Annotated in this window: 15 protein-coding genes; 11 read left to right on the top strand and 4 right to left on the bottom strand. The window is 61.3% G+C overall.

Annotated features, from left to right (window positions below; all coding sequences use genetic code 11):
- The first annotated feature begins 1 nt into the window (after position 1).
- The 8 genes from M0H32_RS17545 to M0H32_RS17510 all read left to right on the top strand — a co-directional run bounded on the left by M0H32_RS17545 (position 2) and on the right by M0H32_RS17510 (position 6,763).
- Positions 2-877 carry a glycosyltransferase family 2 protein gene (locus M0H32_RS17545; protein ID WP_282449419.1) on the top strand — a complete coding sequence of 292 codons (876 nt, stop codon included), beginning with the start codon at positions 2-4 and terminating at the stop codon, positions 875-877.
- Positions 878-1,006: 129 nt separating this feature from the next.
- Positions 1,007-1,774: a glucose-1-phosphate cytidylyltransferase gene (gene rfbF, locus M0H32_RS17540; RefSeq protein ID WP_248156284.1), complete on the top strand. Its 768-nt coding sequence runs from the start codon at positions 1,007-1,009 to the stop codon at positions 1,772-1,774.
- Positions 1,775-1,777: 3 nt separating this feature from the next.
- Positions 1,778-2,824 (top strand): CDP-glucose 4,6-dehydratase, encoded by a 1,047-nt coding sequence (rfbG, locus tag M0H32_RS17535; protein WP_248156283.1) that lies wholly within the window; start codon positions 1,778-1,780, stop codon positions 2,822-2,824.
- Complete coding sequence (gene rfbC / locus M0H32_RS17530) at positions 2,821-3,366, top strand: dTDP-4-dehydrorhamnose 3,5-epimerase (protein WP_248156282.1); 546 nt, start codon at positions 2,821-2,823, stop codon at positions 3,364-3,366. The genes rfbG and rfbC overlap by 4 nt, the downstream gene beginning before the upstream one ends.
- A complete protein-coding gene (locus tag M0H32_RS17525) occupies positions 3,363-4,625 on the top strand; it encodes a class I SAM-dependent methyltransferase (RefSeq protein ID WP_248156281.1) in 1,263 nt (420 codons plus the stop codon). The genes rfbC and M0H32_RS17525 overlap by 4 nt, the downstream gene beginning before the upstream one ends.
- 24 nt (positions 4,626-4,649) lie before the next feature.
- Positions 4,650-5,141 (top strand): acyltransferase, encoded by a 492-nt coding sequence (locus tag M0H32_RS17520; RefSeq protein ID WP_248156280.1) that lies wholly within the window; start codon positions 4,650-4,652, stop codon positions 5,139-5,141.
- Positions 5,138-5,953: an NAD-dependent epimerase/dehydratase family protein gene (locus tag M0H32_RS17515; RefSeq protein WP_248156279.1), complete on the top strand. Its 816-nt coding sequence runs from the start codon at positions 5,138-5,140 to the stop codon at positions 5,951-5,953. Before M0H32_RS17520 ends, M0H32_RS17515 begins: the two co-directional genes overlap by 4 nt.
- Positions 5,954-5,971: 18 nt before the next feature.
- Positions 5,972-6,763: a cephalosporin hydroxylase family protein gene (locus tag M0H32_RS17510; RefSeq protein WP_248156277.1), complete on the top strand. Its 792-nt coding sequence runs from the start codon at positions 5,972-5,974 to the stop codon at positions 6,761-6,763.
- 21 nt (positions 6,764-6,784) lie between these two features.
- On the opposite strand, the gene yegS is transcribed toward M0H32_RS17510, so the two are convergent.
- A complete protein-coding gene (gene yegS, locus M0H32_RS17505) occupies positions 6,785-7,693 on the bottom strand; it encodes a lipid kinase YegS (protein WP_248156275.1) in 909 nt (302 codons plus the stop codon).
- Positions 7,694-7,713: 20 nt separating this feature from the next.
- Positions 7,714-8,637 (bottom strand): transcriptional regulator GcvA, encoded by a 924-nt coding sequence (gcvA, locus tag M0H32_RS17500; protein WP_248156273.1) that lies wholly within the window; start codon positions 8,635-8,637, stop codon positions 7,714-7,716.
- A 184-nt stretch (positions 8,638-8,821) separates the two neighbouring features.
- Here gcvA and M0H32_RS17495 point away from each other — a divergent pair, with 184 nt between their 5' ends.
- Entirely contained in the window at positions 8,822-10,039 is a 1,218-nt protein-coding gene (locus tag M0H32_RS17495; RefSeq protein WP_248156272.1) for an acyl-CoA dehydrogenase, read from the top strand.
- A gap of 81 nt (positions 10,040-10,120) precedes the next feature.
- The gene (locus tag M0H32_RS17490) at positions 10,121-11,299 is read left to right on the top strand and encodes an NAD(P)/FAD-dependent oxidoreductase (protein WP_248156271.1); all 1,179 of its coding nucleotides are present in this window, start codon (positions 10,121-10,123) and stop codon (positions 11,297-11,299) included.
- Between the two features lie 3 nt (positions 11,300-11,302).
- Here the strand turns inward: M0H32_RS17490 and M0H32_RS17485 are convergent, their stop codons facing one another.
- On the bottom strand, positions 11,303-12,322 hold the full coding sequence (locus tag M0H32_RS17485; protein WP_248156270.1) for an N-formylglutamate amidohydrolase: 1,020 nt from the start codon (positions 12,320-12,322) through the stop codon (positions 11,303-11,305).
- A 372-nt stretch (positions 12,323-12,694) separates the two neighbouring features.
- Here M0H32_RS17485 and M0H32_RS17480 point away from each other — a divergent pair, with 372 nt between their 5' ends.
- On the top strand, positions 12,695-13,873 hold the full coding sequence (locus M0H32_RS17480) for a pyridoxal-phosphate-dependent aminotransferase family protein (protein ID WP_248156269.1): 1,179 nt from the start codon (positions 12,695-12,697) through the stop codon (positions 13,871-13,873).
- A gap of 317 nt (positions 13,874-14,190) precedes the next feature.
- Here M0H32_RS17480 and M0H32_RS17475 read toward each other — a convergent pair whose 3' ends face one another.
- Positions 14,191-14,604 (bottom strand): hypothetical protein, encoded by a 414-nt coding sequence (locus M0H32_RS17475; protein WP_248156268.1) that lies wholly within the window; start codon positions 14,602-14,604, stop codon positions 14,191-14,193.
- Positions 14,605-14,701: the final 97 nt, after the last annotated feature.

The following is a 14,701-nucleotide window of genomic DNA, read 5'->3' as shown; positions in this document are numbered from 1 at the left end:
TATGCCGAGTTTCAATTCCAAAGTATTGATTTTATTTCCCATATTTAATGGCGAGAGGACAATGCGAAAAAGTCTCGATTGCATCGCCAATCAGGACTTCAGGGATTTCACGGCCGTCATCGTCGACAACAAATCCACCGACAGAACTGCCGAGATCGCGCGAGACTATTGCGAAAAAGATCAACGATTCCAGCTCCTCAGCCAGGAAACGCACCTCTCCGCGGTCGAGAATTTCATCTTCTGCATGCGCTACGGGCAAGACCATGCGGACTATTTCTGTTTGCGCGCCTGCGATGACCTGTCCAGCCCGAATTTTCTGTCTGCCCTGGTCAAGGCGCTGGACGATCATCCGGACAAATTGCTGGCGGCACCAACCGTTCGGCGGGTCAAGGACGGTGAACAGCGGGTGCTCCGGCCCGACCCGGTCATTTTTGGCTATCCGAAATCGCTGGCCAAAGGGACCGTGCCGCGCAGCCTCGCCTACCCCTCGGAATGGTGCTACGGCCTGGTGCGTGCCAAGGGCGGCGCGGAAATCCTGATCCGGCGCTGGAGCGAGTATCCGCATGCCTGGTGCGTCGCGTCCTATGTTGTTGCTGAATTTGTCATGCGCGACTTGGCCGTCTGGGTGGAAGAAGCCGAATTCGTCTTCATGGAAGGCTCCGGCTCTTTCGAAAAGTACGGCGCCAAGACCTTCTTCGGCAAACTGAGCCAACGCCTCGCCTACAGCCTTGGCTGCTACCGTGTCGTCAACAAGCTGCCGCCGATTTCGCTCGGCACCAAGATCAAACTGTTCCGGCGCCTGTGGCGAGATTCCCGCATGAAGACCCGTTACGACCTGGAGGACCATCTGCTCCGGGCCATGAGACTAAGGAGCTAGGCCGCGCCCATGACCCCGTCCTCTGACAGTGAGCTCTCCGCTGCCGTGTCTCCCAGGCGAAAACCTGGCCGAGCCGGAAGCCGATCCAAGACGAGCTCGCAGCCCAAGGCTTTCGAGGCAGACAGGGCCATGAAGGCGGTCATCCTGGCGGGTGGCCTCGGCACCCGGATCAGTGAGGAATCCCACCTGAAACCCAAGCCGATGATTGAAATCGGCGGGCGGCCGATCCTTTGGCATATCATGAAGATCTATGCCGCCAACGGTATTTCCGACTTCATCATCTGCTGCGGCTACAAGGGCTATGTGATCAAGGAATATTTCGCCAATTATTTCCTGCACATGTCGGACGTTACCTTCCACATGGACCAGAACCAGATGGAGGTGCACCGCCGGCTGGCCGAACCCTGGAAGGTCACGCTGGTCGATACCGGCGAAGCGACCATGACCGGCGGCCGCATCAAGCGGGTCGCGGAGTTCATCGATGGACCTTTCTGCCTCACCTATGGCGACGGTGTCGCCAACATCGACATCCGCGCCCTTATCGCCCAGCACAAGGCCAGCGGGCTGGAAGCAACGGTCAGCGCCATTCAGCCGCCGGGCCGGTTCGGCGCGCTGGCGATCGACGAGGGTCAGGTCACCAGCTTTCTGGAAAAGCCCCAGGGCGACGGACAGTGGATCAATGGCGGCTTTTTTGTCTGTGAACCTTCCGTACTGTCCCGCATCCCCGGGGACGACACGCCCTGGGAGGCCGAGCCCCTGGAAAGCCTCGCCCGGGACGGCCAGCTCGGCGTCTACCGCCACGACGGCTATTGGGCGGCGATGGACACATTGCGGGACAAGAACCAGCTGGAAAAGCTTTGGCAATCCGGTGAAGCCCCCTGGAAGGTCTGGGACTGAGCCATGACCTACTGGAACGGCAAACGGGTTCTGATTACGGGGCATACCGGCTTCAAGGGGGCCTGGCTGAGCGAACTGCTCCTGGGCAAGGGCGCTGAGCTTCTGGGCGTTGCCCTTGCCCCGGATGACAAAGACAGCCTTCATGACCGGTTGTCCCTGGAGAGAAGAATGACCGGCGTCTTGCTGGACATCCGCGAAGCGCCCGCACTGGCCCGCGAGGTCCGCGGCTTCCGGCCGGAGATCGTTCTGCATCTTGCCGCGCAATCCCTGGTGCGCCGTTCCTATCGCGACCCTGTCGGCACCTGGGCGAGCAATGTCATGGGCACGGTCAATCTGCTTGAAGCCCTCAGAGGCCAGGACCAGCCCGCTACCGTTGTCATCGTGACCACCGACAAGGTCTATGAAAACAACGAATGGGCCTTTGCCTACCGGGAGATCGATCCCCTGGGCGGGCACGACCCCTATTCCGCCTCGAAGGCCGCCACGGAACTGGTCGCGGCAAGCTGGCGGCGGTCCTTTGGAAGCGACGGACTTAGGATCGCCACCGCACGGGCAGGCAATGTCATTGGCGGCGGCGACTGGGCAGAGGATCGGCTGGTTCCCGATATCGTCCGGGCGCTCCGGGCCGGCGGCACCATCGACATCCGCAACCCGGCATCAATCCGGCCGTGGCAACATGTGCTCGATCCGCTGAAAGGGTATCTGATGCTGGCGGAAAAGCTGCACGAAGCTTCGGATGGCGGATTTCAATCCGCCTATAATTTCGGCCCCGAACCGGCGGACATTCATTCCGTTCAAAGGCTCGTCGAAACAATGCTCAGACACTGGCCTGGTCACTGGACCGACGCCTCCGACCCGGACGCCGTTCACGAGGCTGGACGGCTCAGCCTGTCGATCGACAAGGCCAGATGCGAGCTTGGCTGGTCGCCGGTCTGGTCATTCGAGGACGCCGTTGAAAGGACGGTGCATTGGTACCGCCAGGTCGATCTTGGCGCGGATCCGGCTCAAATCACCCGCGACCAGATTGCGGCATTCGAGGAGGCTGCATGAAGTTCACGCCCCTTCATCTTGATGGCGCCTACCGGATCGATCTCGAACGCCGGAGCGACAGCCGCGGCTCCTTCGCCCGCCTGTTCTGCCGCGATGAGTTCAGGGCCTTCGGACTGAGCGAGACCTGGGCGCAGTGCAATGTCTCTCACAGCGTCCAGAAGGGCACGTTGCGCGGCCTTCATTTCCAGCGCCCGCCGAAGGCCGACGCCAAACTGGTGAAATGCATGGCCGGGGCGGTCTTTGACGTGATTGTGGATCTGCGCAAGGGGTCCGACACGTTCGGCGACTGGACCTCGTTGACGCTCACCGCTGACCTCGGCGAAATGATCTATATTCCCGCCGGTTTCGCCCACGGTTTCCAGACGCTGACCGATCACGCGGAGCTGCTCTATTTTCATTCAGACAGCTACAGTCCGGAAAATGAAGGTGGCGTCCATTACGCCGACCGCCATATCGGCATTGCCTGGCCGCTGGCGATTTCCAGTCTGTCGGAGCGCGACCAGGCCCTGCCGCCCATCGACAAAGTGGAGCCGATCGGATGAGTGGGATCTGCCGCCATTGCGGCAGCGGCCTGAGCCGCCAGTTCCTGGACCTCGGCTTTGCGCCGCCGTCGAACGCCTATCTGAGCGCCGACGACCTAACGGCTCCCGAGATCACCTATCCGCTGCGCCTGATGGTGTGCGATGCCTGTTTCCTCGTGCAGACCCAGGACTATGCCGCCGCCGACAGCCTGTTCGACAAGGACTATGCCTATTTTTCCTCGACCTCGAAGAGCTGGCTGGCGCATGCGGCCCGGTACGCGGCCGCCATCACCGACAGGCTTCAGCTGACCGGAGACAGTTTCGTTGTAGAAGTCGCCTCGAATGACGGCTATCTGCTCCGCAACTTTGTCGACGCCGGCATTCCCTGTCTGGGCATCGAGCCGACTGCCTCAACTGCGGCGGCGGCCGAAGCGCTCGGCATCCCGGTGCAACGGGCCTTCTTTGGCGAAGCACTGGCAAAAGAGCTTGAGGACGCGGGACGGTCAGCCGATCTCATCATCGGCAACAATGTTTACGCTCATGTGCCCGACATCAACGATTTCACTCGCGGGTTGGCAACGCTGCTGAAGCCGGACGGGGTGCTCACGCTGGAATTTCCGCATCTGATGCGGCTGGTCGAGTTCTGCCAGTTCGACACGGTCTATCACGAGCATTTCTCCTATCTGTCGCTCGGCACCGTCGCGCGGATATTTGACAGCTGCGGCTTGAAGGTGTTCGACGTCGAGGAACTGCCCACGCATGGCGGTAGCCTCAGGGTCTATGGCTGCCTGAAGGAATGTTCCCGTCGCGAGACGCAGGCCGTCGGCGCCCTGCTTGCCGAGGAAATTCAGCGCGGCCTGCAAAGCCCCGAGTTTTACGAGGACTTTCAGGATCGGGCGGAAGAGACCAAGAACCGGTTCCTGCGGTTTCTGCTTGATGCCAAACGAGATGGCAAAACCGTCGCCGGTTACGGTGCCGCCGCCAAAGGCAACACGCTGCTCAACTTCGCCGGCGCCGGCCCGGATCTTCTGCCTTTCGTCTGCGATGCCGCCCCGGCCAAACAGGGCAAGTACCTGCCCGGCAGCCACATCCCGGTGCTGCCACCGGTGGTGCTGACGGACCAGAGACCCGACTATCTGATCATCCTGCCCTGGAACATTGCCGAGGAAATCCGCCGTCAGAATGAGGATCTTGCCGCCCGGGGCACCCAATTTGTCACCTTCATTCCGGAAACCCGTTTCTGGACCGCGCCGGGTGCGGCGAGCGCACTGCGAATTTAGACTTGAAAGCCGGTTCACAATTCCATGACCCTTGAGATCGACCCCACGGCACACGTTTCAGCCCTTGCTGACATCGAGGACAGCGTGCGCGGCACGGTCATCCGCATCGGTGCCAGGTCCGTCATCGACAGTTTCGTCAAGATCAAGCCCGCCGGCGGATCGGGCGATGTTGTGATCGGCGAGAACGTCACGCTGAATTCCGGCTGCGTGATCTATACAGGCCATGGTCTCACCATCGGCAACAATGTGGCCATTGCCGCCAATTGCACCTTCGCGCCGGTCAACCATGCCTTTGCCGACCGGGACCGGCTGATCGTCGAGCAGGGTTTTCAGCCGAGCCGGGGCGGCATCACCATTGGCGACGATATCTGGATCGGCGCCAATTGCGTGTTTCTGGACGGTGCGGTCGTCAACACCGGCTGCGTGATTGCCGCCGGCACCGTGGTCCGGGAGGAAATCCCCGCCTATTCGATTGTCGGCGGCAACCCCATGCGCCAGATCGGAGCCCGGTCATGAAGGCGACGGTTCTGGGCGCCAGCGGTTTCATCGGCGGCAATCTCGTCCGCTACCTTCAGGACTTCGGCTATGAGGTCTCAACTCCCGGCCGGGCGTCTCTCGAGACCCTGAATGGAGATCTTGGACGTGTCTTCTACTGTATCGGCATGACCGGCAATTTCCGCGCCCAGCCGCTTGCCACCGTCGACGCGCATGCAGGCCTTCTCGGCAGGTTGCTGGAGCGCATCGACTTCGACTCCTTCGTCTTTTTTTCCAGCACTCGGATCTATGGTCTCGCGGGCGACATGGCGGAAACCTCCGAGGACCTGCCCGTCAAGGTCCTGCCGTCCGCCGACACCACCTATGACCTTTCCAAACTGCTGGGCGAAGCTCTGTGCCTGTCGCTCCGCCGGCCGTCGGTGAAAGTTGTGAGGCTCTCCAACGTCTATGGGACCGGTCAGAGCAACGCCACATTTCTGAGCTCGCTCCTGGCGGATCTTGCCGCGAGCGGAACGGCAACGATCCGGGAAAGCTCGAATTCCTCGAAGGACTATGTTTCCATCGAAGATGTTGTCGGCCTGGCGGAGAAGATCGCACGCAGCGGCCGGCACCAGATCTACAACGTCGCGAGCGGACAGCCCGTCTTCCATCTGGAGATCGCCAAGTTGGCTCAGGACGAGGGCTATCGTTGTTCGTTTGCGCCAGGCGGTGCCCAGCGGGTGTTTCCGCAAATCAATATCGGCCGGCTTCAGTCAGAATTCGGCTTCAAACCACGGTCCCTGCTTGAGGACCTGCCGTCACTGCTGCGCGCGGCCAGCAGCAACGCGTCCTAGAACGTCAGGAGGGGAAAAGTGGCAGACAACAATGATCCGATCCGGGAGTTTGAAACCGAGCGGCAAGAGAGGATTTCCGGCTTTGCCGGCGAAACCGCCTGGCATCGACAGTCGCTGGACTGGCTGAAAACGGCCTTCGACCGGAAATACATGTATAATTTCGCCTGGGCCGGGCGGCCGATCATCCAGCTGCCGACGGATATGGCGGTGTTCCAGGAAATTGTCTGGGCGACGAAGCCGGACCTGATCATCGAGACCGGCATCGCGCATGGCGGATCGTTGATGATGAGCGCCTCGCTTCTGGCCATGCTTGACTATTGCGATGCGGTGGAAAGCGGTGGCGTGGTCGATCCGAAATCCTCCAGGCGGCGTGTTCTCGGCATCGACATCGACATCCGCGCCCATAACCGGGACGCAATCCTCGCCCATCCGCTGTCCGCCAAGATCGACATGTTCGAAGGCTCCTCGATCGAGGACGAAATGATCCAGCGGGTCCATGACTATGCCAGGGACTACGACCGTGTCCTGGTCTGCCTCGACAGCAACCACACCCATGACCACGTGCTGGCTGAACTGAACGCCTATGCCGGGCTTGCCACCAGGGACAGTTATTGTCTTGTCTTCGACACCATCATCGAGGACCTGCCGGAGGGCACCTTCCCGGACCGGCCCTGGGCACCGGGCAACAACGCCAAGACGGCGGTGCATGAATTCCTGAAATCCCATCCGGAATTCGAGATCGATCAGGAGATAAACCAGAAGCTCCTGATTTCGGCGGCCCCGGACGGCTGGCTGAAACGGATCGGTTGATCCAGGGCCAGCGGCCGCGCGTCAGCGCCGCAAGTCGATCTGGTGGTGGCGCAGGCCGATCTTCCAGGAGGTCCCCGTCATCGGTTCGCCATCCAGGTTGAATTGCACGGGATCCGAGGTCTCGATGGTGAGATTGCGCACCTTGCGCTGAATGAACCCGCCGTTGGTCCCATCGACGCCGCTTTCCAGAAGCGACGAAAACAGATCGAGGACCTTGCCGGTCTCCGGAAAGGGCACGATCGTCAGGTCGAGCTGGCCGTCGTCGAGCTCGGCCTTGGGACACAGCCGAATGCCGCCGCCCGCCCTGCGGCCGTTGCCGATGGCCAGGGCGAGAAATGGACCTTCCCAGGAAAAATCCTCCGCTTCCACCCGGGCCTCGCAGGCGGCCAGTTCGGAGAACCGGTGCAGACCCGTAAACAGATAAGCCGCACCGCCCAGCACCCGCTTGAGATTGGGATCGGTCTCCGCCGTCACTTTGGTGCCGAATCCACCAGTCGCCATATTGACGAAGACGCAACCGTTGACCTCGCCGACATCCGTCGGTTTCGCGGAGGCACGGGCCGCGAAACGCAGGCAACCGGTGATGTCCGCCGGATCGAGCTTAATATGGTGGGCAAAATCATTGGCCGTACCAAGCGGCAAGACGGCAAAGGAAAAGGGAGGGCGGTTGCCCTGCGGCAAGTGATGCAGCACCGCGTCGACCACTTCATGCAGCGTGCCGTCGCCGCCACCGCTGACCAGCGTGTCGATCGGCGCCTTTTCATGGTCCCGCAAGGCTTCCGCGGCCAGCCTGGTCACATCGCCGGCTTCGTAAGTGACCCGCACGGAGACGTCATGGCCCATGGTGCGAACCGCATCGACCGCCGCACGGACATCCTTGCGAGACGCGGACTTGCCGTTCAGGATCAGGCGCAAATGTTGTCTTTTCAAAGCTTTTTCCTCGTCTCCGCTCAACCGGGCAACATGGTTTCGCGGCGTGTGCGCGCGGTCCTGGCCTCCTCCATCAGCCACTTGCGGAAGGCCGATACAACAGGCCGCATGGTCCGCCCTTCCGGGTAAACGAAGTAATAGGCCGTCTGTTGCGCCAACGACAGATCAAATAGCCTTACAAGCCGTCCTGAGGCCAGCTCCGCCTCGATGAAAAAACGCGGGATCAGCGCAGCCCCGGCATGGTGGATCGCGGCCTCGGTGATCATCACGAATTGCTCGAACCGGGCGCCCTGGAAGGCGGTGTCCGTCTCCACGCCCGCCAGATCGAACCATTGCCGCCAGGCCAGAGGTCTCGTCGCCAGTTGCAGGCGCGGCACCCGCGCCAGATCGACAGGTGTGCGGATCTGATGGCGGTCGCGAAAGGCACGCGAAGCGACGGGAACGACCTCCTCGTCGAACAGCCGTTCGGCGATCGCGCCCGCCCAGACCGGGTCGCCATGGTGAATGGCGCCGTCAAACGGCTCCTCGTCGAAGTCGAAGGGCTGAAGGCGCACGCTCAGATTCAGGCCAGCATCCGGATAGCGCCGGTCGAACTCGGCCAATCTCGGCGCCAGCCAGCGCGTCCCGAAGGTCGGCAGCACGGCCAGGTTCAGAACGTCGGCGCTGCCCGCATAGGACATCACCTGACGCGTCGCCGCGGTCATCTGCTCCAGCGCGCCGCGAATGTCATGCAGATAGAGACGGCCGGCATCGGTCAGAACGATCCGCTGGCGCACCCGGCGGAACAGCTCCACCCCGAGCCGGTCCTCCAGCTGACGGACCTGCTTGGAAACCGCGCCTTGCGTCAGATGCAGCTCCTCGGCGGCGCGCGTGAAGGAGAGATGCCGGGCAGCACATTCAAAAGCGATCAGCGTGTCCGCCGGCGGGACAAAGGCACGACGCATCGAAATCCCCTACTTCATTCCATTTCGTCATGAATGATGGATGAGGTTTCGCTTTTCCGCAAACGATTTTGCGGCAAGACTAGAGGAAACAGAATGACCCGCGGCCAAATGCGCCGCAATGCAAAGGCTTGGCCAAGAGCCAGGCCCAGAGCCTGGAACGACGAAGGCTTCGGGAGAGACCATCATGAACGCACCGGCAAATATCAAGTCCGCCCCCGCAGGCGGCGGCACTTTCGACTGGCAGGATCCGTTTCACCTGCGCGACCAGCTCGGCGAGGACGAACAGCTCATCCAGGACACCGCCCGCGCCTATGCACAGGACAAGCTGCTGCCGCGCGTGATTGAGGCTTACCGGGAAGAAAAGACCGACCGGTCGATCTTCAACGAAATGGGTGAACTCGGCCTGCTCGGCGTGACCCTGCCGGAAGAATACGGTTGTGCGGGGGCCTCCTACGTTTCCTACGGCGTCGTTGCCCGCGAAATCGAACGGATCGACAGCGGCTACCGCTCGATGATGAGCGTGCAGTCCTCGCTGGTCATGTATCCGATCTATGCGTATGGCTCTGAAGAGCAGCGTCAGAAATACTTGCCGAAACTGGCGACCGGCGAATTTGTCGGCTGTTTCGGCCTGACCGAGCCGGATGCCGGCTCCGACCCGGCGGGCATGCGCACCCGCGCTGAAAAGATCGACGGCGGCTACAAGCTGACCGGCTCGAAAATGTGGATCTCCAATTCCCCGATCGCCGACGTCTTCGTGGTCTGGGCAAAATCGGAAGCCCATGACGGTGCCATTCGCGGCTTCGTGCTCGACAAGGGCATGAAGGGTCTGAGCGCGCCGAAGATCGGCGGCAAGCTGTCCTTGCGCGCTTCGATCACCGGCGAGATCGTCATGGACGGCGTGGAAGTTGGCGAAGACGCGCTGCTGCCGAATGTCTCCGGATTGAAAGGCCCGTTCGGCTGCCTCAACCGCGCCCGCTACGGCATTGCCTGGGGCGCCATGGGCGCCGCCGAGGACTGCTGGACCCGCGCCCGCCAATACGGCCTCGACCGGGAACAGTTCGGCCGGCCGCTGGCCCAGACCCAGCTGTTCCAGAAGAAGCTCGCCGACATGCAGACCGAAATCACGCTCGGCCTGCAGGCCGCGCTTCGTGTCGGCCAGCTGTTCGATGCCGGCAGGGTGGCGCCGGAAATGATCTCCCTGATCAAGCGCAACAATTGCGGCAAGGCCCTGGATATCGCTCGTCAGTCCCGCGACATGCATGGCGGCAACGGCATCCAGGAGGAATACCACATCATGCGCCACGCCCAGAACCTGGAAACGGTCAACACCTATGAGGGCACGCATGACGTTCACGCGCTGATCCTCGGCCGCGCCCAGACCGGCCTGCAGGCGTTTTTCTAAGCCTTGCTACATCTATGGAGTGCGGGCGGCAAAGCCGCCCGCGCTTGATTCAAAGCTCCGTTTCGGCACTTGGGAGGCGTCATGTCGGACCGCACTGCGGATGTTGTCATCATCGGCGGAGCCGTCATGGGCTCGGCCGTCGCCTGCCACCTGGCGATGCGGGACGATTTTTCCGGCCGGATCGTCGTCGTCGAAGCCGACCCGGCCTACGAGATCTGCGCTTCTGCCCGCTCCGCCGCCTCGATCCGGCAGCAATTTTCCAGCGCGATCAATATCGAGATCTCGCTCTACGGCATCCGCTTTTTAAGAGAGATCGGTGCGGAACTCGCCGTCGGCGAGGACCGGCCCGCGATCGATCTGCACGAAGGCGGCTATCTGTTTCTGGCAACGCCCGACAAGCTTGACATTCTTGAAGAAAACCACCGGCTTCAGCAGCAACTCGGCGCCGATATCGGGCTTCTGGATCCGGCGGCGCTGACGGCGAAATTTCCCTGGCTGAACGTTTCGGACCTTGCCGCCGGCTGTCACGGCCTGACCGGTGAAGGCTGGTTCGACGGCTATGGTCTGATGCAGGCCTTCCGCAAGAAGGCCCGCTCCCTTGGCGTCGACTATCTGGCGGCGCGCGGCTCGGTCAACCGGGAAGGAACCGGCTGGCAGGTTTCCCTTTCGACCGGCGAAACCCTGTCGACCCCCGTTGTGGTCAATTGCGCCGGTGCGTCCGGCGGCGCGGAGATCTGCCGCCAGGCCGGACTTGACGTGCCGATCGTCACAAAAAAACGCTGCGTCTTCACCTTTGAGTGCCGCGACAAGCTGGAGCGGTTCCCGCTGCTGATCGATCCGACCGGCACCTATGCACGCCCGGAGGGCACGGGCTATATCTGCGGCTCAGCACCGCCCGAGCACATGGACCCGGACTGCACGGATTTCGATGTCGACTATGGCTTGTTCGAAGACCATATCTGGCCGGTTCTGGCGAGCCGCGTGCCGGCCTTCGAGGCAATCCGGCCGGGTGCCGCCTGGGCGGGCAGCTACGACATGAACCTCTTCGACCACAATGCCTTCCTGGGCGCCGTTCCTGGCATGGACGGGTTCTATCTGGCGCTCGGCTTTTCCGGCCACGGCCTGCAGCAGTCGCCCGCGGTCGGCCGCGGCCTTGCCGAGTTGATCGCGACGGGCGGCTACCAGACGCTGGATCTGTCGCCGCTGGCCTTCGACCGGCTCGCGGCAAATGCTCCGATTGTCGAGAAAAACGTGGTCTGAGGATCACTCGGCGACGAGAAGCGGCGTCACGGGGCCGTCCTCGACCTTGCCGGTCTGCACACTGCTGACCTTGGGCAGGGTCATCGGGTCGACCGGAATGATCTCGGCGTTCGCGGACTGGTTATCAGGCCCGGCCTGAACCGGCGCGGTGTTGTCGCCGGTCGCCTCCGGGCCGGCTTCGCCGCTTTCAGGCACGGCGCCCTCGTCGGATGGCGTTGCAACCGTTGAAGTCCCCGACATGCCCGTCCAGTCGATCAGGCGCGACATGGAATCCGTCAAAACGGCGCGCAGCCGCGTGATCCGGGTCTTGTCCGGCTCGAAAGGCGGCGATTCATGGCGCAGGTAGGCGCGCTGTGCGATCAGCAGCGTCATGGCGTGCAGGCCGCGCTCCGGCTTGCCGAAGCTTTTGGTGATGAAGCCGCCATGGGTCTGTTCGTCGACGCTGACCGTATAGCCCTGCTGTCCCTTGAAGGAGCCGACCAGCGTGTTGCGCAGATCCGGATCGCAGGAGGTGCCGTTCTGGGTGCCGATGCTGACCAAGGGCAGGCCCTTGTCCGTAACGCCCTTGATGTGCGAGCGCATCGACTGGCAGTCGACGATGATCACCTTGCGGTGTTGGCGCATCAGCCGGTCGACCTGCCGGCGCAGCGCCTTGTGAAACGGCGTATAAAACAGCAGCGACCGCTGCTCGATCTCCGTCGGGCCCGGCTCTTCGCCCTCCTGGTAGATGCGTTTGCCGTCGAGCGTCGTTGCCGGGCAAAGCGCCCTTGCAGGATCGGAAGCCTCGGCAAGTGTGGTTTTGGGATCCTTGTCGAGGTCGATCACATAGCGGGAGATCGACGAACGCAGCACCGTCGCGTCGAGCTCCTCGTGAAAATCGAACACCCGCTCCAGGCGCCAGGCCAGATCCGCCTGCAACCGCCCGGTGGCGTTCAACCGCTTTTCGACAGCGTTCGGGATCTCCGTGCCGCTGTGAGGCAGGCAGAGAATGAGCGGACTTTGACCTTCTTCAACCAGGATCATGCTGCAGCGCCTAAGCGACCAAACCGGACGGTGTCTAACTTGCGAAATTTACTTTACGGAAACAAGACATTTTCTTTGCAGGCGTGAGACAGGCCAAACCGCTCCCACCACCTGCAATGAGAAGTTTTATTGTTTCCAGAGACTTGTTTGACGTTAACGCCTTGCTCATTCGATTGGCAATCGACCCGGCGCACCGATCTCGAGAAATCACCACATTTTCGCACCTGCACAGATAATCGCACAACCGGCCGGTTGCCGCGGCCCAATCAGCGGCTTGACGGATGCTGCCCGCCGGGCAAAGGTCTCCGTTGCATTCCTTAGGTGTCGCCACCACTCCACCCCAGACGTTTCCAGGTCCAACGAGGTCCCGCCATGACGCTTCGCAATGGCAAAGAATTTCTGATGATCCCCGGTCCCACCAACGTGCCGGAGGAAGTGCTTCGGGCGATGCACCGGCCGGCCATCGACATCTATGAAGGACCGCTGGTGGAAACCACGGACTATTGCCTGAGCCGGCTGAAACATCTCTTCCGCACCGAGGGCAAGACCTATATCTACGCCGCCAACGGCCATGGCGCCTGGGACGCGGCGCTCGCCAACACCATGAGCCGCGGCGACAAGATCCTGGTGCTGGAATCCGGCCTGTTCGCCCTTGGCTGGGGCGAGGCCGCCGGTGTCATGGGGCTGGAGGCCGAAATCCTGCCCGGCGGCTACGACAAGGCCGTCGACCCGGCAGCGCTCGAAGCCCGGCTGAAGGCGGACACCGCCCACGAGATCGCCGCGATCCTGGTGGTGCAGATCGACACGGCCTCGGGCGTCTGGAACGACATTGCCGCCCTGCGCAAGGCCATCGACGCCGCCGGCCACCCGGCCCTCTTCATGGTCGACACGATCGCCTCGCTCGGTTGCGTGCCCTTCGAGATGGATGAATGGGGGGTCGATGTCGCCCTGACCGGGTCGCAGAAGGGTCTGATGTGCCCGCCGGGGCTTTGTTTCGTCGCGGCCGGTCCGAAGGCCGACAAGGCGCATGAAACCGCAAACCTCAAGACCCATTACACCGACTGGACCTTCCGCCAGGGCGAGATCCACTACCAGAAATATTGCGGCACGCCGCCGGAGCACATGCTGTTTGCCTTCCGCAAGGCGCTGGAGCTGTTGTTCGAGGAAGGCCTGGAGCGAGCCTGGCACCGCCACGCCCTGCTGGCCGAAGCCACACGGCGCGCGGTTGCCGTCTGGGCCGAGGGCGGCGCGCTCCGCTTCAACATTTCCGACCCGCATGCCCGTTCCAACAGCGTCACCGTGGTAATGTTCGAGGGCGAGGAAGCCGAGGCGCTGCGCACCTTCACCCAGGAGACCTGCGGCGTCACCATCGGCGGCACCATCGGCCCGCTCCGCGGCCAGGGCATCCGCATCGCCCATATGGGCCATGTCAACGCGGTCATGCTGCTCGGCACGCTGTCATCGATCGAGCTGGGGCTGCAGAAGCTTGGCCTTCCGCATGGGCATGGCGGGGTTCAGGCGGCAATGGACTATCTGGCGGGGGTGGTGTGAGGCGTCAGAGCGTTTCACGGGACAAGGCGTCACAACAGGCCTCATGATCGGCGGCGCCTAGATGTGGAATCCAAAGAGGATGTTCACTCGCATTGAAGATCTGAGACTGGTTGGTGACCAAACCTAATCAGCTTCAGGATCGATGGAATGAACATCCTCTTTGGATTCCACATCTTGGGTCAACGTCATAGGAATTGGTGCCGTTGTAACCGGTGAATTTTACGGGTGCCATTACATCAGCTAGAGACATGCATGGTGCCTTTTTGGTCGGTTTTATGTTTGATGTGTGGGAGTGGTTGAGCTGGCGCGCTCAAAATTCAGTTAATTGATTCTCTGCCGATTTCACGCATCAAAGTGCGAAAGGTGTCATCGCATTTGAGAGCATAAAATTTTTCAGTCGGTGGCATCTGAAGCACTGCGCAGTAGTTTGGATAGCGTGATAAAAATTGCTTATAGGCTTGCATCATTATTTTTAAATATTTTTCTTGATCAAAATGAATATGAGCCAAAAAAGATTTTGCTTCGTTCAAATAATCCTCACATTCAACATGGCTCTTTTCTTTTCCCCACAGGCCAACGCATTTCTTAAAATCTTCATCGCTGCCGTAATGCTGAATGAAATACGCGGCCACAACGTGCTTTGGCGGGATATAAGGGCCAGGGACTATTTCTGCTTGAGCAGCATCTGAAAAAAAAGCGCACGCCAAAACAAAAAGTGTAATTCTAACCATCGGAATGGTCCTCAACCCTAAATTGTTCAATGCTTGGATCAATCGCTTCAGCCAGAAAAGCACCGGCGAAGCTGCGCAAGAGCGTGCGCGGCCGCGT

It is taken from the genome of Roseibium sediminicola (assembly GCF_023156505.1).
Classification (GTDB): domain Bacteria; phylum Pseudomonadota; class Alphaproteobacteria; order Rhizobiales; family Stappiaceae; genus Roseibium; species Roseibium sediminicola.
Note: the sequence above shows the minus strand (reverse complement) of the source record. Positions and strands in the feature narration are given on the sequence as shown.